Annotated in this window: 19 protein-coding genes and 7 pseudogenes; 21 read left to right on the top strand and 5 right to left on the bottom strand. The window is 48.0% G+C overall.

The features are described 5' to 3' along the window. Nucleotides 1-175: 175 nt before the first annotated feature. Together RCF31_RS23815 and RCF31_RS23810 are read left to right on the top strand one after the other, a co-directional pair. A complete protein-coding gene (locus RCF31_RS23815; RefSeq protein WP_416413808.1) occupies nucleotides 176-334 on the top strand; it encodes a YqaE/Pmp3 family membrane protein in 159 nt (52 codons plus the stop codon). 157 nt (nucleotides 335-491) lie between these two features. After that, complete coding sequence (locus RCF31_RS23810; protein ID WP_416413807.1) at nucleotides 492-1,097, top strand: recombinase family protein; 606 nt, start codon at nucleotides 492-494, stop codon at nucleotides 1,095-1,097. Nucleotides 1,098-1,123: 26 nt separating this feature from the next. Here RCF31_RS23810 and RCF31_RS23805 read toward each other — a convergent pair whose 3' ends face one another. Together RCF31_RS23805 and RCF31_RS23800 are read right to left on the bottom strand one after the other, a co-directional pair. Continuing rightward, nucleotides 1,124-1,390: a hypothetical protein gene (locus tag RCF31_RS23805; protein WP_416413806.1), complete on the bottom strand. Its 267-nt coding sequence runs from the start codon at nucleotides 1,388-1,390 to the stop codon at nucleotides 1,124-1,126. A gap of 1,798 nt (nucleotides 1,391-3,188) precedes the next feature. Beyond that, nucleotides 3,189-3,287 (bottom strand): YoaK family small membrane protein, encoded by a 99-nt coding sequence (locus RCF31_RS23800; protein WP_310616665.1) that lies wholly within the window; start codon nucleotides 3,285-3,287, stop codon nucleotides 3,189-3,191. Between the two features lie 709 nt (nucleotides 3,288-3,996). Between RCF31_RS23800 and RCF31_RS23795 the strand changes: the two genes are divergently transcribed. The 13 genes and pseudogenes from RCF31_RS23795 (at nucleotide 3,997) to RCF31_RS23735 (ending at nucleotide 12,409) form a co-directional block, all read left to right on the top strand. Then, on the top strand, nucleotides 3,997-5,169 hold the full coding sequence (locus tag RCF31_RS23795; RefSeq protein WP_416413805.1) for a DNA cytosine methyltransferase: 1,173 nt from the start codon (nucleotides 3,997-3,999) through the stop codon (nucleotides 5,167-5,169). Next, nucleotides 5,154-5,435: pseudogene (locus RCF31_RS23790) on the top strand (DUF1364 domain-containing protein). The gene RCF31_RS23795 and the pseudogene RCF31_RS23790 overlap by 16 nt, the downstream one beginning before the upstream one ends. Continuing rightward, nucleotides 5,432-5,491, top strand: a pseudogene (locus RCF31_RS23785) (hypothetical protein); the annotation flags it as partial. The pseudogenes RCF31_RS23790 and RCF31_RS23785, both read left to right, overlap by 4 nt. A gap of 8 nt (nucleotides 5,492-5,499) precedes the next feature. Beyond that, complete coding sequence (locus tag RCF31_RS23780) at nucleotides 5,500-5,928, top strand: DUF1133 family protein (protein ID WP_416413804.1); 429 nt, start codon at nucleotides 5,500-5,502, stop codon at nucleotides 5,926-5,928. A 2,265-nt stretch (nucleotides 5,929-8,193) separates the two neighbouring features. Beyond that, a pseudogene (locus RCF31_RS23775) lies at nucleotides 8,194-8,492 on the top strand (phage holin, lambda family). 3 nt (nucleotides 8,493-8,495) lie between these two features. Next, nucleotides 8,496-9,096 (top strand): annotated as a pseudogene (locus RCF31_RS23770) (glycoside hydrolase family 19 protein). A gap of 1 nt (nucleotide 9,097) precedes the next feature. Continuing rightward, nucleotides 9,098-9,241: a hypothetical protein gene (locus RCF31_RS23765; protein ID WP_416414155.1), complete on the top strand. Its 144-nt coding sequence runs from the start codon at nucleotides 9,098-9,100 to the stop codon at nucleotides 9,239-9,241. Nucleotides 9,242-9,299: 58 nt separating this feature from the next. Then, nucleotides 9,300-9,674, top strand: coding sequence for a DUF2570 domain-containing protein (locus tag RCF31_RS23760; protein WP_416414154.1), 375 nt, complete (start codon nucleotides 9,300-9,302; stop codon nucleotides 9,672-9,674). 204 nt (nucleotides 9,675-9,878) lie between these two features. Then, on the top strand, nucleotides 9,879-10,097 hold the full coding sequence (locus tag RCF31_RS23755; RefSeq protein WP_416414152.1) for a DUF1378 family protein: 219 nt from the start codon (nucleotides 9,879-9,881) through the stop codon (nucleotides 10,095-10,097). Between the two features lie 217 nt (nucleotides 10,098-10,314). Further along, the gene (locus RCF31_RS23750) at nucleotides 10,315-10,437 is read left to right on the top strand and encodes a hypothetical protein (protein ID WP_416414151.1); all 123 of its coding nucleotides are present in this window, start codon (nucleotides 10,315-10,317) and stop codon (nucleotides 10,435-10,437) included. Between the two features lie 516 nt (nucleotides 10,438-10,953). Further along, nucleotides 10,954-11,280, top strand: coding sequence for a hypothetical protein (locus RCF31_RS23745; protein ID WP_416414149.1), 327 nt, complete (start codon nucleotides 10,954-10,956; stop codon nucleotides 11,278-11,280). A gap of 89 nt (nucleotides 11,281-11,369) precedes the next feature. After that, a pseudogene (locus tag RCF31_RS23740) lies at nucleotides 11,370-11,553 on the top strand (hypothetical protein); the annotation flags it as partial. 350 nt (nucleotides 11,554-11,903) lie between these two features. After that, nucleotides 11,904-12,409, top strand: a pseudogene (locus tag RCF31_RS23735) (DUF1441 family protein). A gap of 7 nt (nucleotides 12,410-12,416) precedes the next feature. Here RCF31_RS23735 and RCF31_RS23730 read toward each other — a convergent pair. Beyond that, entirely contained in the window at nucleotides 12,417-12,830 is a 414-nt protein-coding gene (locus tag RCF31_RS23730) for a hypothetical protein (protein ID WP_416414179.1), read from the bottom strand. Between RCF31_RS23730 and RCF31_RS23725 the strand changes: the two are divergent. Further along, nucleotides 12,717-13,325: pseudogene (locus RCF31_RS23725) on the top strand (phage terminase large subunit family protein). The gene RCF31_RS23730 and the pseudogene RCF31_RS23725 overlap by 114 nt on opposite strands. A gap of 243 nt (nucleotides 13,326-13,568) precedes the next feature. After that, complete coding sequence (locus RCF31_RS23720; protein ID WP_416414147.1) at nucleotides 13,569-13,919, top strand: terminase gpA endonuclease subunit; 351 nt, start codon at nucleotides 13,569-13,571, stop codon at nucleotides 13,917-13,919. A 237-nt stretch (nucleotides 13,920-14,156) separates the two neighbouring features. Here the strand turns inward: RCF31_RS23720 and RCF31_RS23715 are convergent, their stop codons facing one another. Then, on the bottom strand, nucleotides 14,157-14,720 hold the full coding sequence (locus RCF31_RS23715; protein WP_416414145.1) for a hypothetical protein: 564 nt from the start codon (nucleotides 14,718-14,720) through the stop codon (nucleotides 14,157-14,159). A gap of 655 nt (nucleotides 14,721-15,375) precedes the next feature. Here RCF31_RS23715 and RCF31_RS23710 point away from each other — a divergent pair. Together RCF31_RS23710 and RCF31_RS23705 are read left to right on the top strand one after the other, a co-directional pair. Then, nucleotides 15,376-15,783 carry a hypothetical protein gene (locus tag RCF31_RS23710; protein WP_416414143.1) on the top strand — a complete coding sequence of 136 codons (408 nt, stop codon included), beginning with the start codon at nucleotides 15,376-15,378 and terminating at the stop codon, nucleotides 15,781-15,783. 2,107 nt (nucleotides 15,784-17,890) lie between these two features. Further along, on the top strand, nucleotides 17,891-18,094 hold the full coding sequence (locus RCF31_RS23705) for a hypothetical protein (protein WP_416414142.1): 204 nt from the start codon (nucleotides 17,891-17,893) through the stop codon (nucleotides 18,092-18,094). A 1,227-nt stretch (nucleotides 18,095-19,321) separates the two neighbouring features. On the opposite strand, the gene RCF31_RS23700 is transcribed toward RCF31_RS23705, so the two are convergent. Next, on the bottom strand, nucleotides 19,322-20,092 hold the full coding sequence (locus tag RCF31_RS23700) for a GntR family transcriptional regulator (RefSeq protein WP_416414141.1): 771 nt from the start codon (nucleotides 20,090-20,092) through the stop codon (nucleotides 19,322-19,324). 79 nt (nucleotides 20,093-20,171) lie between these two features. Between RCF31_RS23700 and RCF31_RS23695 the strand changes: the two genes are divergently transcribed. Further along, on the top strand, nucleotides 20,172-21,455 hold the full coding sequence (locus RCF31_RS23695; RefSeq protein WP_416414140.1) for a M20 family metallopeptidase: 1,284 nt from the start codon (nucleotides 20,172-20,174) through the stop codon (nucleotides 21,453-21,455). A gap of 18 nt (nucleotides 21,456-21,473) precedes the next feature. Continuing rightward, nucleotides 21,474-23,072 carry an ABC transporter substrate-binding protein gene (locus tag RCF31_RS23690; protein ID WP_416414139.1) on the top strand — a complete coding sequence of 533 codons (1,599 nt, stop codon included), beginning with the start codon at nucleotides 21,474-21,476 and terminating at the stop codon, nucleotides 23,070-23,072. Nucleotide 23,073 lies beyond the last annotated feature (1 nt).

Here is a 23,073-nt window from a genome sequence, read left to right as displayed (position 1 = left end):
TGAGAAGTAAATCTTGTAAATTATTTCTTCTCAGAAGCACAGGTTTGAATCAGGATGTTCACAACATAACAACAGGGAAATTAATAAGATAAACTGGCAGTCTCAGCGTACGCAGCTATGCTTAACGCAGAAACAGACAGTTATCAGAGAATGATTTTATTTATAGGGAGTTTGTATGGGGTTCTGGAGAGTTGTCATTACTATCCTCTTGCCGCCACTTGGCGTCCTTATCGGGAAAGGATTTGGCTGGGCATTCCTGCTTAACATTATATTGACATTAATGGGCTATATTCCGGGTTTGATTCATGCATTCTGGGTGCAAACCCGCAATTAACTTGATACTCAATTGCGGTGCAAATGCACCGCTCTCCTCCCTCGTTCAATTACAACTGACCGTTACTGAATCTCTGACAGAGGTTTGCGCGAACAGTAATCCCTGGCCTTGTTTCCCTGTATACGGTATCGATCTCTGTTTTTGCGAGGTGAAACCGATGCTGATTGGCTATGTCAGGGTGTCAACAAATGACCAGAACACAGATTTACAGAGGGTGGCGCTTCAGAGTGAAGATTGTGAGCTGATTTTCGAGGATAAAATAAGCGGTACGAAGGCTGACCGGCCTGGCCTGCGCAGGGCGATTAAAGCACCGAAAGCGGGCCATACGCTGGTGGTGTGGAAACTTGACCGCCTCGGTCGCAGCATGCGCAATCTGGTTATGCTGATCGAGGAACTGAAAGAGAGGGGGAGCAATTTCAGAAGCCTGACAGACAGTATTGATACAGGAACGCCAATGGGCCGTTTCTTTTTCCACATCATGGGTGCCCTGGCAGAGATGGAGCGCGAATTGATTGTGGAGAGAACGACGGCAGGTCTTGCCGCTGCGCGGGCAAAAGGGCGTATTGGTGGTCGCCAGAGAATTATGACGCCGGAAGTCGTGGAGAGGGCCAGAAGGATGATTGCTAACGGTGCGACACTTAATCAGGTTGCGATGGTGCTGGAACTCTCATCTCAGACAGTTTATCGCTATATACCGGCAGCAGAACAGCAGGCGCTACGTAACCAGGAAAAAAGACATCTTAACGCAGGAGCCGATATATAAGGCGGCCGGTGATATGTGACTACAAATTAATCATTTGTTTTCCTGAAGTTTTTATCAAAGTTTTCCCTCTTAAATGAGGAAAACCTTCCCGTGTGTAATGTGTAGCCACACACTTTGTTTTCATCCATGAAAACCACTTCAAACTTAGGGTAAAACCTCGGTCTTAATTCTTCATATATACCGAGGTTTGACCTGCCCCTTCTTGAATCCAGCAGCTCTGATGCTATTGATTTCACCATCTCTGTCTCATCAGAGACAGCCAGCATTTCAAGCTGATCATTACTTATCTGCATCCCATTTCCTTCTTATGTGCTTGGTGCGAGCGCAAAATGATTTCATCTCACTTAACACTGAATTTCCCTCCTAATCATGATTCCTTTCAATTCGATTAATCGATCTAATAGATCTATAAAATCGATCAATATCTGACAATTGCCACATGGAATCCAAAGGTAGCGGAGGGATTCAAGGGGGGGGGGTGATCTACGTTATTTCCCTGGTTGTGCCGCGAATATGGGGTGGGCATGGGAAGATCCTGTCGGAATAGTATGCTGGTGTGGCATAGCTGCATTAAAATTTAAGCAGCAGAGTAATGCACAAAAAAGCCCGCGCTCCGGGATCGGTGTGCGCGGGCAAGCTCCACGACGGATATTGTGAGAACGGCATGCTGTGCCATGCCGCAAGTTCAGTTTAGCAACCCGTGGCGACAGTGCAAAAAAAGCCCGCACTTGGGCGGGCTGTGATAACCAGGGTCACCAAAAAAGACGACTTCAGCTCACGGCATGGGTGTGTCATACCGCATTACAATTTTAGCACTGGCAAAGGAATGCACAAAAAAATCCCGCGCTTCGGGTTGGGAAAGCGCGGGCAACCTCTCTTGCAGAATGATGTAATAGAACCTGTATACATAACTTGTAGCCGAGCCATTGGTGGTTGCAAGTTAGCCTGATCACAAATGCAAAAAAAAGCCCGCACTCGGCGGGCAAATGGACACTTCAGGCTTTGATGCCTGCAATTCTCTCATACGCTCGCACGCAATCATCAGGCTGCGTGTAGCCATTTAAGGGTAGGTAAGGGGAACGGGGGAGGTCTGTCAGAATAGTCTCCTAAGGACTTCTGGCAGAAAAAAGCCCGCATTCCGGGTTGGAATAGCGCGGGCAAGTTCTACCATGGATATTGTGCGCGGCATATTGGGGGTCATGCCGTTTAGTTAGTTTAGCAGCGGAAATGATAGGTGCAAAAAAAGCCTGCTACTTGCAGGCTGGAAGTGTTTCAATCCAAGGAAATCTCTTCGCACCACAATTGCTGTGTGCAGTGCATCTCTATAGTAGCGACAATGAAATATTTGTACACATTTGGAACGATGATTAAATTTTGATGAACTGATTCAAATTTTGAGTGGCAATTGACATAAAAAAGCCCACACTCCGGGTTCGGTGTTCGCGGGCAAGTTCTACCATGGATATTCGGGTGCGGCATGTTGGGAGCATGCCGCTCAGATAGTTTACAACGGATGCGGACCGTGTAAAAAAGCCCGCACACATGCGGGCTGTGATAATCAGGTTCACCAAGGTACGAATAATACAGCTCACGACATGTCGGTGTGGCATGTCGCTTTTTAAGTGTAGCAGCAGGCATTTATAGTACAAAAAAATCCCGGAGTGGTGATAGCCAGGCTCCGGGGGAGAGTGATAAAGCATAGTTATTATAATTATCTGATAAATTCGGAATAAATGCCTTCTCTCTTATCTGTCTGATTTCTCTATGATTCATGCTAATGCCGATACAAGAATTACAATTAGATAAGCCAAACCAACGATGATATATGCCAACAGCATATGTTTGGGCTTGAAGTAACGATTTGCCACGCCATCTCCCAGGTCGATGTAAACTCATCCCTGAGATACAACTTCCTGCCAGCTCCCCAGCGTGGCATAGGTGAATGTATCTTCCGGCCTACCAAATGTATAGTTCACATCCCGCCAGGAAGAAAATTATGGCTAACGCTACGGCTACGACAGCTAATCGTTTAAATGATTTATGAAGAATGATCATCCCTTCACTCCTTACTCAATCTCTCAAACGCTCCCATCATCCGCCAGGTGCATAAGCCCCGCTTGCGATGAACCAAACCAATAGAGCCACTCCGGCGACGATGATGGCCACCGGGAACAGATATCCGATTTTCATACTTAATTCCTCTCAGAACCAGAACTCCCTGCGCCAATGCTTGCTGTTTCCTAAAACGGTGTTGGTGTTTCAGAACAATCTCTTTCTGAACAAGCTGCCAGCATACTTCTACCACGGAAAAGGGCTGTAATCTGTCATCGCTAAGAAAATGATAATTATCACTACGAGTGTGGTAAGTGCAGGAATTATTAGATGCTTCATCACTTAGTAATAATGGTTGAGTTTATGTGTCTGTTCACCAAGGCTCAGTGGGCCACTGAGTCCACTAATCCCTTTAATGCTATCCCAGGGATCGCTTTAAGCCCATCCTGACAAATTAACAGTATTAGACAATCAGTTGGTCGATCACCTGAACCACCAGCACCCTTTTATAGTGTTAATCAGTGCAGATGATGGCCACATGGTCAGAAGACTGGATGGCAAAGATTATGATGATCGGGTGTGAATGCTCGGAGGGGTGGCGTGGTAGTGACCCGGGCGTGGGACGGTGCAGGGCCGACAATTTGAATTACTTTCTTTCTCCCGATTAAAGCCTTGGATTGGAAGGACCCATTTCTAAGGCGCAATTCTGCATACCTCATTTCTATCAATCCCACCAACAGCAGTAAGATAAATGCACAAATTTAAAGTGTACATAATTGTATGTTTTATAAGGATTTCTTCACAATAAATCGCTCGTATATTATTGATATAACAAAAATAAAAATGAATGCGATTATTTCATGTTTTACTAAATGCTATTGATGGACAACGAACCGCAGACGGCTACCCCGCCGCAATCTGCGTCTGGGAAAACGTCCCCGGAGTACTTAACACCAGAGATAACGCTTTCGGATGTTTTCTTGCGGGGCTTGCCGGCGAAAGCTGTGAACTGGAATCACCAGGGAGAAAATGGGCGAACTCTGGTTATGTGCTGGGACCAAAAAGAGCTGTCGCCTGGCGAGTGCTTGACGCTCAATTTTTCGGAGTGGCCCAACGACGCCGCCGTGTGTTCGTTGTCGCAAGTGCTCGAACAGACTTTGATCCCGCAGCGGTACTTTTTGAGCCCGAAAGCCTGCGCCGGAATACTGCGCCGAGCAGAGAGAAGGGGAAGGCAGTTGCCGCCCTTACTGCAAACGGCGTTGGAACATGCGGTGCAGATGACAACCAGGGACAAACCGGACACCTGATTGCCCAGTATGCTTTTGGTGGTGGCAATACATGCGGCAGTATTGATGTTACCGCATGCCTGACGGCCAAGGGACAGCGCATTGATTTTGATGTTGAGACATTTGCTGTGTATGGCACACAGGACCCTGACACCAATAAAAATCTTGCCCATACACTGGGCAGGAATCACGGCCAGAAAAATGCGGTTATGGCCTTCAGTTACAAAGATGATGGTGCTGATGCGACTGTTGATTTATCACCGACTCTCCGCGCCGGAAATCACGATAAAATCCACGCTAATAGCGGCCAGCCACCGGCTATCTGTATTCAGCATGCGACCATTGGCCGGAAGGATGAAGCGGGGCCACAGGGGAAGGGTTATCAGATCGATGTGGCATTCACCCAGGACAGCAGAGCATCATCCGATGTTGTGAAGCATGGGCTTCAGGTTTGCCGCCTGACACCAGTTGAATGCGAACGCCTTCAGGGTTTCCCGGATAATCACACCCTAATCCCGTTTGGTCGCACCATACGGCCGGAAAAAATCGAAGCGGATTATGCTAAATACCTCATGCGTGGCGGCAAACTTAGTTTTGAAGATTGCCTTCGGGCCGCCGCTGATGGTCCGCGTTACCGCGCCATTGGTAATAGCATGGCTGTTCCTGTCATGCGCTGGATCGGAAAGCGCATTCATCAGCAGCTTAATGGAGGATCGCAATGGCCCGCTCAGTGAATCTTCGCAAAACAGCGCGTGGCCGCGAGTGCCAGCTTCGTGTGCCCGGTGTATGTAACGAAACAACAGTGCTGGCACATTACCGCCTGGCGGGTACCTGCGGCACCGGAAACCCAACGATGCTCAGGCGGCTTTTGCCTGCAGTGCCTGCCCTGATGCCGTAGGCGGCAGAATCAAAACCCCTTTCACACGCGAAGACCTCCGACTGTTTCACGCAGAGGGGGGGCCGCACCCAGCACATCCTAAGAGACGAAGGAATACTATGATCTACCCATCGACTACGGGAAAAGCAGACGGAAAAGATTTGCGCCATCGCACATTGGAAAGTGTATGGATACAGGGCAAGTTAAAAATGTGGGGGCGCTGCGCCACTACAGTGACATGCCGGAAGCGGTGAATATGTTTAAGCGCATGCTGTCCAGTGGAAAGGTCACGCGTGAAGACCTAGTAAAAGCTATAAAAGAACTTCGTAAATCACGTTGCCGCAATGATGAGCTTGAAAACTGGATGTTCCAGCTCCAGGAGGAAAGCGTGTTGAGCAATCTGGTTTTTTGCACAAATGAAGAGGGGGCTCTAATGGATAAGGTTATCGGGGCAACACTGATTAATTCTCCCGGCCTTTTATCCATCCTCAAAGCGCGTTACCTGGGGCGCGGAAAGAAACAATCTGAAATCGCGCGTGAACTGAATGAAGTACACCCCGAATGGTCCTGGAGAACCAGCCAGCGCAGGGTTAGTACCTGGCTTAATGCGGCTTAATATGCGCTTTATCTTCCCATGAACGATGCGTTTAATTTAAACCGCGAAATCTTCCCGTTGAAAGTTGGCACAAAAACAGGTTAAATATTTCTATGCTTTGCAAAGCTGCATCCGCAAGCGACTGAATTCCATAACCCTGCCATCGAGCAGGTTTTCTGCTCTGGGGCTTGACAGTTCAGAGGAGATTTTGTTAATAAATCATCGCCTGATATGTTTCGTTCGCTAGTCCAATCATTCATCTCGCATGTCAGGCCGGAAGCCCCGTGTAATCCACGGGGCTTTTTGTTTAATGGGTCTTGACGCCCTGTACATGGTTTTGTAAATAAATTACCGCCTGATGTGTACTCCATGACGCTCCTGACACCTCCCATACCTCAGGTCGAAAGCCCTGTCTTAACCGACGGGGCTTTTTGTTTCAGAAATCACACTCTGATGGCCACCAGTAGCGCACGGCGCTGGTCCGACAAAAAAAGTCAGCTTTCCCGAATTAATCATGCGGCTGACAAGCCGGGTAGTTAACGCCGATGTGTGGCATGGTTTTATTTGGGAGACCAGTTTGATACTTTGGTGTCAATGCGGTGAATCCCCCTATGCGGTGGGGCGTATCGGTGAAGTACTAACCTGTGAAGCGCGACCCGGCGATGCCGTGGCTGGGTCACCGGGAGGCACCCGGCACCGCAGACGAAGCCAAAGCCGGAACGAATCCCCCTGTGCGGAGGGGCGAACAGTCTTTTTGATGATGTTGTGACGATCCTTGCTCGCGGGCCTTATGACTGGGAGGCTCACCGGGAGGCACCCGGCGTACCGGCACCAAATATTCTTTTCTCTGCTATGGTTATTAAGCGGTGAATCCCCCCTATGTGGAGGGGCAAAGTCATTTTAGAACATTGCTGCGGGCAGGATTGTGACTTTTACTGCTCACCGGGAGGCACCCGGCATTCTAGCAATAATCACAATCTGCACTAAATTCAAAGGCTCACTTCGGTGGACTTTTTCATATCCGCGCCACGCTCGGCGCATTTCAACCATACAGAATGAGTAATAGGTGCTCAGTCAATAGAACCTTTCAGTAGAACGCTGAGGTAAACAGCACGTAGCGGCCAACCGCACACCAGATTGCCCCTGCGGCTGACGAACCTGGTAATTAGCGTCGATGTGGGGCAGGGTTTTATTTGACTTAAATCAATATTATTATGGGCTTAATGCGGTGAATCCCCCTATGCGGTGGGGCTTGGCCAGGCACCATGCATCACAACCCCAGAGCGAATCAGTTTGGCCGTTCTGATTCACCGGGAGGCACCCGGCACCGCAGACCATCTGTTCTATAATTTTTGCGCTGGAACGAATCCCACTAAGCGTAGGGGCAGAACAACCTTGAAAGCACACATGCGGGCCACTGTTGGTTGTGCAAAGGCTCACCGGGAGGCACCCGGCGCTCCAGCACCACGCTGGCATCAGGGGCTTTAATTAAGCGTTTCTAAAGTATAATCTGTCACTAATGCGGTGAATTCTGTTTAGCGGCAGGGCAAGTAGTCAAGGCTCCGGATGAGCTGTCTGAGCATGCGGGTAAAGGGACTGCACTTTACTCACCGGTTAGCGCCCGGCACCGCAGACATAGCTACAATCTTCAGCAAATTAAAGGCTCGCTTCGGCGGGCCTTTTTCGTTGCCTCAATACAGAATCTGCTGCGCGTCAATCGCTGTGCGTTTTTTCATCAATAATCATTCCCCTTTTACAATAAGTGAGGAATGTAAAATGCATGGTAAATATTATTATATTATTGAATGGCGTAGAGGTATTTATTGCCTCCACTCGGAAGAGTGTACTTATCTTCCTCTCAGAAAAGACAGGAAATTTATTGGTACTTTTTACTCTTTCGTTGGTGCGCTTACGCATACCCGTTCAATGGGGGTGCAATGCTGGTTATGTGTTCATTGTTGCCCGGATATTGGGGATAAAAGCAAAAACTCCAATAGATTTCCTGTCCGGTAAATAGCCAGGTGCGTAGCAGTGCTCATCCGAGGAAATCATCAGGCCGCTCCGGCGGCTTTTTCTCATTCCTGCTCATTAAATAAAAAACCCGCGTATTCGCGGGTTTGCTGCATTCAGGGGCACCGAGTCAGCTAAGTCCAGGGCTTTTTTCACCACAGAGAAAAGTTTAACCGGGCTTGCTCTGTTCAGGATGTAGACAATTCCGAATCACTCAAGTCCCCTTAAGGGGTAGAGACCATGAAAATGAATAATGATCCGCATTCATGACCGGACATTTATGAGCTGCTGCAAAGCTGGTGGCAAGGCGATATACCGGTTGGTACAGTCCTGCCTGGTGTTGTCATGGCCGGAGTGCGCATCGCATACAGTGGTGGTGGCTGGAGATGCTGCTGGAAGGGCTGCTGTGCGGTGCTCTGACGCTGACGGCCGCCTCCGGGCTTGAATATCTCTCCATCTCCAAAACACTCTCCATCGGTATTGGCGGCGGTATTGGTTTTATCGGCGTCGAACAGTTCCGTAAGTTGCTCCTGAATATCCTTGCCATCCGCTTTGGTGGCAATCCTAAGGCGTAATTAATGAATCAGACACAATTTCAGCAGGCGGCTGGTTTAAGCGCCGGATTCCGCATCTCGATGCAGCGATGAAGGAATTCAGCATCACGGCGACAGTTGACCGGGCGATGTTCATTGCCCAGGCGGGCCATGAAAGCACCGGATTCACCAGTCTGGTTGAGAGTTTCAATTACAGCATTGCCGGACTGGGGAGATTTGTGAGCGCAGGGCGAATTACGCAGGACCAGGTTACCGCACCCGGTCGCCATCCCGGTGAGTTACCCCTCCCGCTGGTACGCCAGCGTGCAATCGCCAACCTCGTTTACAGCAAACGCATGGGTAATAACACAGCGGGTGGCGGCTGACTCTATCACGGTCGCGGTCTTATCCAGAGCACTGGCCTGACGAATTACCGCAACTGTGGTAATGGTCTGAATGTCTATCTGGTATCGCACCTGAACTGCTGGTGGCCCCCCGCAGTGCTGCCTGGTTCTATGTCACCAGTGGGTGCCTTAAGTACCCAGGCGACATTGTACGCGTAACGCAGATTATCAATGGCGGCCGGAACGGTATTGATAATCGGCGCGCCTGCTTTCTGAAGGCTAAATCGGTCCTGGTGGTATGATATGCGTTTAGTTGATGACTGGAAACGCTGCTGGCGCTGGTTCTCCATCCACTGCCTGACGCTTGCGGGCGTTATCCCGGTCACATGGGTGTCGCTTCCTGACGACCTCAAATCACACATCCCGGCTGAATACATGGAACGGTAACGGCAGTTGTCGCCCTGTGTGGGGTCATCGGTCGCCTTGTAGATCAAAGGACAAGGCCATGACAGCAAAGACTAAAGAGTGGATCGCCATCGTTCTTCTAATCATGCTGATCAGCGCTGGAGGCTATTTCGGCTACCAGTACAAAAGTAACAGCGACCGGGCTGATACAGCTGAGAATGCTGCAAAACAGGCCAGCACGGTAACAGCTAATGTGCTGAAGACAGTCTTCATCATCAACACCATCGTCCAGGCGAATGCAGATGCAAAGCAGAAAACTGACCAGCAATCAGCGGAGCGTATCGTCGTTATTCAGAAAGCCGTGGCTGGCGATGAGTGCGCTAAACGTTCTGTGCCTGCCGCTGCTGTTGAGCAGCTGTGGGACCGCGTGCACAGACGACTCGAGTTGCACTATTCATCTGAGCGCAGTGACTGATGACAGCCCTGAAAACAACTCTTGGTTAAAATTGACACCGGGCGAACAACTCAACTCAGCATGCACGTATCGACCCCGGATGCTTTAAGCCGGTTTCTACAGGGCAAAGAATATTACCTCGACATTACTCCCGGCGATTGACCAAAAGTCATCAGGTAAGTAAGCGGTAAGTCTCTTTTTATGATTCAGGCAGGAACAAACTAAATGACTTCATATGAAACAATAGTGCTGTGGTTTTCCTTCTTTGTTTCCGTTTTTACCCTGATCGCGGGTGGCTGGGTAAGAATCCGGGATTACTTCAAGGATAAAGCTCAGAAGAAAGCTGATGCGATTGAAGCAGAGATACAGTCCCGACTTAAAGCAGCACAGACGGCAAATGTGCAGGCTCCCGAAGCTATGGCAGCGCCCATGATGGGCTGGTAATTGAAGGGGCTGCTACGGCATAGGGTTGTCATCATATGGCGATGAGTGTGCCTGAAATATCAGGTTAAGTGGTAGACGGTAATAATAAAATATGCCAGTAATTATATGCTAATTATAATCTTCTCACGCTTAACTCACACTTTTGATAAAATAAGCATTCTTCAGATAGTACTACCGCTACACTAACAATTACCCAATTAGGGTTTTGGAGGTAGATATGACTGATCGTAATGACAAGAATGTTAAAGATGGTAAGGACTCAGAGCATGGGAAGCTCCCGGCAGGAAATAAAGGAACTGGCAGAGATAAAGATACAACCAAACAGAAAAGCAGTAAGTGAATTGAACCGCCCGGTCCACCATGGGCGGTTTTTATTGGCTGAAAAAACAGATATAAAATTGGTTTCAAGTTGCATAGACGATATGATTTAAAAAATAAATATCCCATAAATATATTTTTCTTTTTTTTCGCTTAAGTCACGGCGTAAGGATTAACTTAAAAATAGATATAGTATCGCGACTAAACTATCTGATACCCACTGAGGGAATTGGAGGTAAATATGTCGCAACATCCAGATCCAGACGAAGTATTGCCTATCCCTGATGACGATGTGCCTGGTCGTGACGATGAAGTGCCCGGCGGAGATAAGGACATTCCACCAGACAGGGATCCCGGTCCCATCTGAGAAACTACTCATTGGTTTCATTCCGACAAGGATAACGGTTAGCCACGCTGTGAAGCGTTGCGAAACTGTTTAAAAATGCGGCAGTGCTCACAGTTGAAGTGATCTATTCGCAAAATACAAATTAGTCGACTAATCTTCTTCTAAGCTATCCAGGAAGAACATGAGCTGACTTTGAAAACTATCGATATAAACATTTTCGCAATTGAAATTAAAAAATTAGCAGCTGAACATCAATCGGGTAGACCGCTTAAAGAAGTTAAAACCGATGTGGATGAAGTAATTCAATCGCTCAGAGTGATTATTGGTCCTGACAAGACAGTCCAGATTGAGAATTGGTCATTCCTTCTTGAAGCATTAGATAGATACCGTAATAGCAGAGCAGATCCGAAATGGAGCAAAGTAATCGCTCATGCCATTAAGAGAATAAAAAGCCGCCGGAGCAGTGCAAAGTTCAGTAGAAGACGCTTTGCTGATAAAAATCCATCTACTTATAAATAAAGCATACCACTTAGAAAATATATTTTTAAGGAGCAGATTTCCTGAAAGTTTACTGACCGTCTTCGGGAGTTTTTTTTAATGGGGTATATATGGACGATAAAAGAATTGAGCTGTCAATAGCACCAGCTAAACTCCAAGAAGAGTTTCACCCTCACATAATGCTGACCCCTGCACCTAGGGTGCTTGAGTGGATAGAGCAACAAATCCTTTCCACTGAAGGTCACCTGTATAACACCGATCACATATCTGATTGACGCCGATATCCGCGTTATGTAGGCGTCGTCGGAGTTCGTTAAAAAGGTAACGCAACAGGACTGCCGCGTAGTGGTCATTGAAAATGATGCGCAGCCTGTTACCTGTTAAAAGTTTCAGCCTGTTGGCATATGAATGGCTGGCGTATCAGCTATCAAATACGAATGGTTATCATAAATCTATAATAGATGGGTTTTAATGAGAGTGATTATCATTTGAGGGTTTTCCGGATGGGGACCCACCACAGGAGGCACACTCGCTGAAAACGGCTAGTTTTCTGCATTTCATCAGAATCATCATTCTGTTAACTCTCTGATATTCAGTCATGAGATTATTCGCAATGTCGAAATGATTAAATTTTGTTCATCATCATAGATAGCGAATTAAAGAATTTCCGGCTCAATATCAAAAAGATCGCTACACTCACCGATCTGCACCGTTAAACGGTGTCCAGCAGGCTCAGTAATGTGCAGCCCGCCCCGGGGAGCAACTCAAAACTCAAATTGTATTTACTGCGGGATTTTTAAAAGAACTGCTGACCAGAACTACATCTGATGAGCTGGTGAATGTAGCCAAGATACTGCCGCCAGAGAGAAAATCCTGGTTTCAGTCAGAGCGTGAAAGGCTGAAATTTCAGCAAGAGACCGGCGGGGTGATACCGGCATCTGAGGTAGCCAGAGAGTATTCTTCTATGGCTCAAGCAGTGGTCCACGTACTTGAAGCATTGCCCGACATCCTGGAGCGCGACTGCGCTATAGTTCCGGCAGCGGTTGTAAGGGGCCAGAAAGTTATTGATGACCAGCGTGATCAGATCGCTTCGAAGGTTGATATGGCTGATACATTCCAATACCAGAAGAATTTGCCAGAAAAGGAGTAGCCATGCGTCAGGCCATGGCAGCAGCGATCAGAAAAAATACTGCCAGGATCTTACGTGCGCCTTGCAAGTTACCGTTGCGGAAGTAGTTAATAAGTTTATGTGCATTCCTGTCGGGGTGGGTAACTCTGTCGAATGAGACCCCGATGTTGCTCCCTATATCATTGAGCTGTTGAACTGCCTGGCATCCTGCAAATACTACGCCGTGGTTTTTGTCGGTCCGGCCAAGACAGGTAAAACTATTGGCCTTATAGACGGGTGAGTTGTTTATAACGTGGTCTGTGATCCTTCTGACATGCTGGTTGTCCAGATGACGGAAGAAAAGGTGCGTGAGCATTCCAAGAAATGCCTTGCCCGTATATTTCTTGTCAGTCCCGAAGTGGTGAAGAGACTCAGCCCACTGCGAAATGATAATAACGTTCATGACCGGACCTTCCTGGTGGGCAATTACTTAAAGATTGGCTGGCCGTCAGTCAACATCATGTCATCGTCCGGTTTTAAATGCGTAGCACTGATGGATTATGACCGCTTCCCGGAGAATATTGACGGTGAAGGCGACGGATTTTCGCTTGCCTCTAAAGGGACCACAACGATTATGTCAGCCGGTATGACGCTCGTTGAAAGTTCACCGGGCAGAGAAATTCCCGACAAGGAATGGAAGCTGCAGGCCACGCATGAAGCAATGCCGACCATAGCAACTGTCTCTGTATAACCGTGGCGACCGCCGTCGATTTTACTGGCCTGTCCTCATTGTGGTGAATACTTTCAGCCCTCCATGGGGGCATTGACAGGCTATCGGGATGCTGCTGACCCGGTTAAAGCCAGCGAATCGGCCCATATCTGCTGCCCGCATTGCAATAAAGTCATCACGGCGGATAAAAAGCGTGAATTAAACAAGGCTCATGTAAGGTTATGTTAAGGGGAGAAAATCGATGCTGCTGATAATCGTTCAGGAGAGCCGCGGCGTCGCGTATTTCTTCTTTCTGTAGGAAGGTCCCTCAGGAGCTTCTCAGACCTGGGCACAGCTGACCTATATACTGACAGCTGAACATGAATACGAGACGACTGGTAGTGAGGAAACGCTGAAGGTGGTTATCAACACTGACAGGGTCTTCCTTATCTGCCACGGGCAGGGACCGAGGCCCGTAAAACTGAAACCCTGATGGCACGTGCTGAGACGGTCAGCTGTCGCACTGTGACGGATGGTGTGCATTTTCTTGTGGCAACGATGGATGTGCAGGGCGGTAAAAATAAACGCTCTGTCGTTCAGGTGGTTGGCTACGGAGCGCACGGTGAACGCTGGATTGTGGACCGCTACAACATCCGCCAGTCGCTGCGTTGTGGTCCCGATGGTGAAAGCCTGGTTATTGATCTCGCCGCGAACCCGGAAGACTGGAACCTTCTGCGTCCCGATGTGCTGGATAAGTACTGGGTAATGTCCACTGGCTCATCAATTCCCATGTTCGTTATGGAGATGAGCGATAGACTCAGGCGGCGAGGATGTGGTAACTGACAACGCTTATAATAATATGGCGAAAATGTAGCCAGGACGAAGTCACAAACGTGTGTATCTCTTCCAGGGCGACAGCACTAGCTGCAGCAAGCTAATCACGAAAACGTTACCTGACAATACCGACAGACCAAACAGGAGTGCTGAGGCTCGGGGGCGATGTCCAGCTGTATCTGCTTCAGAACAACCAGCTTAAGGACAGGATAAATAATGCGCTTCTGCGTGATTCCCCGGTTCTAATTACGTGCATTTTCCTGACTGGCTGAGCGAATGGTTTCTCAGGAAGTACTTTGTCAGGAAAAACTGCAAGTGCTCAATAAGCCACTTCACACCTTCTTCCTGACGAGCATGAAATGTCAGGTTCAGCTTTGCATAAGTGTGTCCGTGAATTTCAAGAGGCGAAATTTTCCACTCAGATATCTGCTGCGCATAGGGAATTGACTTACGACGCATTTCACCATCCGGAATGGAATGGTTGAGATATGCGATGAACATATCGTCCATAGAGGCAAGCTGTCGCCTCAACCTTATATCAGAATTGGGCCTTAAAGAGAAGTCTATATATCCGCAAAGAAATTCATCTAAGATGCCGATGGCGCAGCCGAATGTCATGAATAGCCCTTCACTGGCGTTTACCTTAGTAAAGAATTCTTTAAACCATGGGTAGCCGTGAAGCTCGTGAAGTTCCGTAATTCTATGAGGCTCTCTGATTAAATCAATTCCGCCATTATTAAATTCGCCATCGCCATGTTCGCAGGGGCGATACGGGAAGATCACGAAATTGTGCCGTTTCAGATGCTGCATTCCGTTGCCCTCGTAAAGTTTTACTCAAGTTAGATCAAAAAAACATTTCGGACCATCCTGACAAAAGAACAGTATTTTTACTGGAGAAAATTATGCCAGCAGGCACTATTGCTTTAACCAATGGCTCAACCACTGTCGGTGATTTCGTCTATGTCTCAGTATGTGGCGCACCTTAAATTTTGGTGCTTGCCTCAGCCCCTTCCGATGGTAGCCTAGCGCTGGCCGTTGCGTATTATGGCCTGACAACGAACAGACTGGCATGGAACGCTGTGCCCGAATCAGTCAGAATTTCCATTACGCAGAAAATCCTGAATGATTTCGCGGCAGTTGCTCGCGGCATGATTCTGGAAAGGTCTAACTGGCAACAGATTTAAACCGGTTCAGACAGCGTTACTGTTATCCTGCAAGATGGCACTATCTATATAGTACAGCCTGGAAAGGATTTACAAACTCACTTGCAGGCAACGCGGTAAAAGGCGCGAACAATGACATCACACCGCTAACAGGGCTGACCACAGCCCTGAGTATTGCACTGGTCGGAACAGGGCAAACAACCACATCGCCCGAATGGACAGCATTATTAAATGGGCGAAAAGTTGCAAGCGCAAGGGGTGATTTTGGACTTGCAACCACTTCAGCGCCATTCTATGCAGCTATGGAACTTTCAAGTGGCACTCCGTATATTAATTTTCATTATGCATTTTCGACCAGTGATTACTCAGTTAGGTTAATCAATGACAGGGCAGCAAAGTTATCCCTTACTGTGGGCCAGTTTGACTCATCGGGTGGGGAGGATACCTCGAGAATTGGTACAAATGGCGGCATCGATACCGCTGTGCCCAGAAATTTCTTCTGGAACTATAACAACACAGTACAACTTAGAATGTTTGTTAGGACAGGGTTTATTGGGTATGTAACTTCAAATTCCGCATCAGATAAATGTTGGAAAAATATTCATTACCTGTCTGAGGCTTCAGATAACGCAAACAGTGATGCATTAAACGAGGTTTTACAATGGAAAGTCGCCACGGTTAAATATAAAATCAGAGAAATTATTCCATAATATCCTGAAAAACTCGCTCTCATTGCAAATGATTTAGTGAAAACGAGTCCTGCATGTGTGACAGGAGAAGGTTTTCCTGATGATTATCATATTGAAGCAGACCCAAACAACCCAAATGTTTACAATCTGGATCAGATTGCAATTATCGCCAAACTGACCCATGCGTCTAGACCCAGCAACAGATAATAACCAGTCAAAACGGAGACATCATGGTGTTACAGCAATGCATTGAGGCATTAGAGGGAACTTACTCACAAAAAAGCCCGCGAACAAGATTTGGTGTTCGCGGGCAACGTGAATCATGGATACTGATAATGCGGCAAGCCGGTGTGCATGCCGCCATATAAGTTTAGCGGCAAATATCAATAGTGCAAAAAATGAGTGGCTGTTGTAAAGTTTTCTCGCAGATGTAGATAGTTGATCAGAGTAACTACTTGCTGTAAAAATCATGAAATCATGAAATCATGAAATCATGAAATCATGAAATCATGAAATCATGAAATCATGAAATCATGAAATCATGAATTTAAGAGATTTAATAAGAAACAATAAAAAACAAAAAGGTAATGGCCTGATTTCCGATTAAACGACTTCACTTCATTCACGAATGTGGTTTTTTCTAAAATTCACAAGCTAATACCAGAAAACCGGTAATGACGCTTCTGCAAAGTGGTATTTTCAGGACTCTGCGCACAAAAAATAACGGGTATTATCGTATTTAAAAACGTTGAATTATGTGTAATGAAAGGTATGTCGATTGCTGATATTAATAATATGAGTATTCCCTTGTATATGGGGGGTGGCAACTTGGAAATATGCAATGTATTAAAAAGAACCGCACCGGGTGATGGCCACAATGCGGCTAAATATTCATCGTGATTTTTCGGATAATTTACGGCAGTGCCGCATATATATCTTAGTGTATGCCATGATATCGTGCAATTAACTTATCGCTTTATATAGGAATAACCTTAAGTTCTATTATGAGGATATTCTTAGTCCTAGACCATCATCTGTCCAACTCTATGTTTTAAAATATTTATTTCTTACTATAATGCTCAAGGCTAATATGAATTTATTTTTTTGATGTGTATAAAAAACTGCTAAGTATTTAGGAGCGGTCATTACTACTTTCCGTCAGCTGGGAAATCTACGCTCTGGATAAAAAAGCCCACGTCCGGGCAGTAGACGCGGGCAAAATCTACCATAGACATTCATAACGCAGTATGTCGCTATGTGGCATACCGCAATACTAGTTTAGCAATTGCTATTTGAAGTGCAAAAAAAAGCCCGTGTCCTATGGATGGAAGCGGGCAAGGTTCACAAAAAACTTGATATAGCGATTCCGGCATCTTGAGGAAATGCCATTCGACGATTGTAGCAGCGTACGTGGGTTATGCAAAAAAAGCCCGCATCAGCGGGCGGAATTCGTTACATGGGATTCTCCATGCAAAGTTAGACCGCAGCTGTTAGTAAAGGTTCAACCCTTCCTGGTTTTTTTGTCTCAACTTTCTTGTCATAATGCATTCTTGTCTAACCCCCAGAATCGGGTGAGGTTAGAAATGTGCTGTGAGTGCATGCGGAGGTAATCGGGTTGCTAGCCATCAGAGCGAGACCATTCGCGGTTATCAGGACGGTTTAAAGTGTGCGAAATGCAGCAATGATTAAAAATGTTTGAGTAAAATCCTAACTACTAAATTATGTGAGGAAGATCATCATATTGAATGAGGTGATGAGTTAGGTTCTTTATATTTTACATAGGGTTGTATATTAAGTTCGATCTTTTTTGAGGCAGAGGAAGAATTTTGAAAGGCTTGCAGAGTTTATCAGCACGTATGCTTATTCTGCTGTTTGTAATATGCAGTTCAGCATGTGCAGACCTCTATTCACCATCAGTTCTGAGAGAAGAAGCAGGGAATAGTTCAATATCACACTCAGAGGGATACAATCCATTATAAAAAATATATCCACAAGACGGTTAGGCTAAGTCAAAGTAGGATTGGGTTGTGAATTTATCTTGATGATTTATATAAAATTTCTCATAGTTGAAAATTAATTCTTTCATCCTATCCTTACATTAGGTCATTCACAACTTTTTGCAGATAACATGAAAGAACATAAATCACAAAGGGCAGGGATGATAGGTTGTGCAATAGGGACGGCAGTGATCGAATTGAGCGCCAGGGGCTTACCGCTCAACCGAGCTAATATTCTGTACGAACTTGAGCGTATTGCCGTTTCATCTAAAGACTTGCCCGTAAAAGCCATTGCAAGAGACGCTGCAAATCTTCTAAGAAAAACAATTAATTAGCAGGAAATATGCCCACTAATACTGAAGAAACACATGTTTAACTTGTTAGTGTGCATTCATACCTAGGGTTGTCCAACCGTCCCCCCTTACTCATTGGGCTGCCTGGGAGTGATTGTTCATTCGGCACATTTGATCGACCATCCGGACCAATTGGTCGATCTGGATGATAGCATCCAGTCAGGGAGAATAGCCTCATGAGGATGATCATCAGACAACTGAACGAGCGTCTCATATAGGAACACTCTTTAATGCAACTGAGTGTTACCACATAAGGATAGTTAATACTCGTTTTCCCTGGCAGGAACCTTTAGATTGAATAAATTTTTTTACTTCATCTCTTGACCAATATAGTCCATTGATTACATGTATGTGACAGTGTTAGGATTTATTAGTGGGGTAGTTACTGGTGCTGCAGATAGTGACGAGACAACCGTTTTAATAATAAAAAATTGGGGTCTATAGTTATTTTCCCATAGTTTCACCATCATAAAATTTAGGCAAAGAAAATAACATTAGCTGTATGTTTTTCAATTTTTTTGTTGTAGAGAGGGTTTGAACCTTCTGCCTCTGCCTTACCATTACAGAATGTTATCTCATTATTAGCTAAATTGGAGTGTTCAGTTTGTATTAGTTATCCTAATTTTAATAGCCTGGTATATCGAATTCGCTGCCATCTTAGATTTTAATTTTCATTTTGCCATCTGACTTTTTCTGGCTGATTGTAAGAATAATCTCTTGCGGGAATACTACTTTGCACTATCTAAGCGCCACCCCTACAGAACTGAACAGTTGAACTTTGCTAGCGTAAGTGTTCAGTATCATATGTTCGCCTCCAGTGTTCATTTTATGAGTAAACATTACGTAATAAGAAAACAGAGGATCGTATAAGTCGATTTTTATCGATGAGTTTCTTTGTTAATATCATATCTATTCAAAATAACCATTAAAAAAATAAAAATCGCGATTTAAAAATCCTCATTTTCGACGGTTTTATAACTAAGTTCTTTCTGCCTTTAAGGATCACGGCAAAGCCTCTCTACCGATGATCGCACCATCAGCCAAAGCAAGACCATTCTGCAAAACTGACCGCAATATACTGATATCATTAAACTTAGCGCCATAGTAATTTTGCTTAGATATTTTACCTAAATGATGGTTAATTTTATTAAATTACAATGTGTTATGATGGATTAATCAAGGTAATGTTAAACATCACATTTCAAATCCTCACCGTATCTCATTCACATACATAAAATGCTCCGTGCTGAACCGATGATGCGCGAGGATAACCGGCACAGCGCTTTGATCATAAGACACTTCATCAATCACCAGCACCGCATGGGGCATTGCGACTTCAAGCAGGCGGGCATCTTCTTCCGTTGCCAGGCAGGCGGTGATCTGTTCACGTACTGCCGCCACGCGAATGTCATAGTGTTCAAACAGATACCGATACAGCAGGGAAGGCAACGCTTCCGGTGCGGGGAAATCGGGCAGGCGCGTGGCCGGTAAAATCAGCGTTTCATGCATCGCGGCGTAGCCATTCACCCGGCGCAGACGCTTCAGCCGGTAAACCGCGTCTCCCACTGCGATCTGTAGCCTGCTGGCTTCGGCTTCATTTGCCACATCACGCTTGTAATCCATCAGCGACGTCTGGGATTGCAGCAACCCGCCCTGTTTATCGTGCAGGCGAAAATACTGGAAAAAGTGACTCAGGTTATGAAGCGGTGCCCAGCCGGTCACCACCGTGCCGGTTTTACGCCGCCGCATCAGCATCCCTTCGCTGGTCAGTGCTGCCAGGGCCTTGCGGATAGTGCCAACCGAGACACCAAAGTCAGCCGCCAGGCTGTTTTCACTGGGTAAAACCGTCCCCGTCGTGAGCTCGCCTTGCAGGATCGATTCACTGATATGGCGCTTCACCACTTCATACAGGGGAGCGCCTTCGCCATCACTCAGACGACCGAAACTGCGCACATCCTGTTCGTCATTCTTTTTTTGCATAGTTCGGATTTCCGGTTGACCGCCACGCGATATTTGAATTATCTATAAACTATATAGAAATACAAGATAAGCGGCAAAAATGACCAAACTAACTCCACTGCAGATGGCTTTAGCGGACCTCACCAGTGACGAAACTGCAATGCTTGATGACCTGCAACAGATGCTGGCGGTGGATACCTGTTTCCCGCCAGGGCAGGGCTATCCTGAGTTTGCCGATTTGATGACCCGATTGCTGACACCGCTGAATTTCTGTTTTGAACGCGTCACGGTACCAGAATCACTCTGGCAGGCACCCGATGGCAGCGCGCAGGGCGAGCGGGTAAATCTGATCGCTTCACTGGCGGCCGGAGCTGCGGAGAACTGCAATCTCTACTTCCACGTTGATACCGTTCCCGCCGGTGATGGCTGGCACTTTCCGCCACTGGCTCTGACTAACGCGGAAGGCAAACTGTTCGGCCGGGGTGCCGCTGATATGAAAGGCACCATTGTCGCGGCGCTGGCCGCGGTACGGGCGGCACTCAGGGCCAATCTGCCGCTGCGCTTCAACCCGGTGTTCCTGCTGTGTACCGACGAAGAAGGAGGACTGTACCCCGGCATCCGTTATCTGGCGGAACAGCAGTGTTTTGCCGGGCACATGCTGAGCTTTAACGGTGGCGCGGTGCCGCGCATCTGGGCGGGATGTTTTGGCAGCGTGGATCTGAAAATCATTGTCACTGGCCGTTCTGCCCATTCGGGCGATCCGGTTGGTGGCATCAATGCCATCGAAGCCGCGCTGCCGCTGATGAACGCGCTCAGCCAGCTTAAACGGCAGGTGGAAACCCGTGAATCCGCCATGCCGGCACCGCCGCATTTTGTCGGTAAACCGCTTACCTCACGCCTGACGCTGGCCGCTGCACACGGTGGCAGCAAAGGCTCCACCATCCCGGAACGTTTTGAACTGCTGGTTAACCGTCGTTATGCCCCTGAAGAGGCGTTTACTGACGTGTGGCAGGAGCTGGTGGATTGCGTCGAACAGGCGATGGCACAAACGACCGCACGCGACGTCAGTATCCAGCTGATTGGCCATCTGGCCCCGGTGTCTGACCCCGGTGGCCCGCACTGGCCACGCTGGCAGGCGGCGCTGTGTCAGGGCTTTGGTTTTGATGAAAACGATTTTTCCGCCTGGGGATCGTCCACCAGTTCCGATATGGGCTGGGTGCAGCAGGCCGGGATTAAAGAAATTTTGCTGGGCGGCCTGGCTCGCCCGGACAACCGCATCCATGCCGCCGATGAATACACAACGATGGCGGATTTAGTCGCACTTTCGCAGTCAATTCTGGCCTATCTGGCCGATGATTTTTTGCCACCCCAGGGTCCCCAATAAACCAGTGAGGAAGACAAGATGTGTGCAATGAAAGGGTTAAACCGCCGGCAGTTTCTCGCCAGTTCCACCGTCATCACCGGCGCGGCGTTGCTGCCCTGGTCCTTTTCCACGCAGGCAGCAGCGGTTGCCAGCAGCACAGCGAGCGGCACGCCGCGTAAAGGCGGGCTACTGCGTATCAGCGTCGATCAGGCGGTTACCATGCTGAATCCGCAGCAGGCGCGGGTGAACCCGGAATATCTGGTGGCCGAGCTGTTATACAGCGGCCTGACACGGCTGACGCAGGATATGAAGGCTGAAGCCGATCTCGCCCAGTCCTGGCAGCCGAGTGCCGACCTGAAACAATGGACCTTCACCCTGCGGCCTAACCTGCGTTTCAGCGATGGCACGCCCCTGACTTCCGCCGATGTGGTCGCCAGTTTGCAGGCGATTCTCGACCCGAAAAATGCCTCGCCAGGGCAGCACAATATCGGCCCGATCAAAACCGTCAGCGCCAGCGACGCCAGCACGGTGGTGATTGAAACGGATGCACCCTATGCAGATCTGCCGGTGATGCTGGCCTATCCCGATGCGAAAATCATTCCGGCCAGCATTGCCAGCGGCGATCTGACCCGGCTGAATAAAGAAGCCGTGGGTGCCGGACCCTTTAAGTTGGTGTCGTACGATCCGGAACGAAAAATTGTTGTCGCCCGTAACCCGCATTATTACGACCCGCAGCGTCCCTGGATTGATGGCGTTGAGGTGATGGTGTATCCGGACGGCATCGCCGAAAGTTCGGCGCTGATTGCCGGTGATACCGATCTGATGATGTCGGCCCAGGCGAGTGAGTTTAGCCGCCTGTCAAAATCGGCGGGGATCCAGCCGCTGCGCGTGGCGTCCGGTCAGTTCCTCAATATCAACATGGGCTGCGATCAGAAACCTTTTAACGATCCGCGCGTACGTCAGGCGCTGGCGTTGTGTGTGGATCGTCAGGCGACGGTAGATTTTGTGGCTAACAGCCTGGGGACCGCGGGTGAAGATAACCCGGTCAACAGCGCTTATCCCTACTATGCCCAACTGGCGAAAAAGGCGGTGGATTACAGCAAAGCCAAAGCGCTGCTGGCCGAGGCAGGTTACCCGAACGGACTGGATTTGAAGCTGATTGCCTCTGACAAACCCTCCACGCGCACCCAGCTGGGGATCGCGCTGCGCGAAATGGCGAAACCAGGCGGTTTCCGCATTGAAGTGCAGACCATGGCGCACAGCACCTATCTCGACCAGGTGTGGAAGAAGGGTAATTTTTATGTCGGTTTCTACAATATGCAGCCGACGCCGGATGCGGTGTTTTCTCTGCTCTACACCTCAACCGCCGCGTGGAACGAAACGCGCTGGAACAATGCCGACTTCGATGCTGCCGTCAGTGCCGCGCGCGAAACCGCTGATGCCACTCAGCGTACCAGCCTGTACGGCAAAGCGCAGCAGCTGATGTATGACGGAGTGCCGTCGCTGATCCCCACCTTCTTTGATCTGCTGGCCGCCAGCCGTGACTACGTTGGCGGTTACCAACTGCATCCGCGCGGGGCGGTGTTCCGGCTGGACCACGTCTGGCTGACGGACAAAGCACCGAAGCGTGCGGTGTAAG

It is taken from the genome of Pantoea sp. App145, from assembly GCF_047947045.1.
Classification (GTDB): domain Bacteria; phylum Pseudomonadota; class Gammaproteobacteria; order Enterobacterales; family Enterobacteriaceae; genus Pantoea.
The sequence above is the reverse complement of the archived record's forward strand: the minus strand, read 5'-3'. Positions and strand labels throughout refer to the sequence as shown.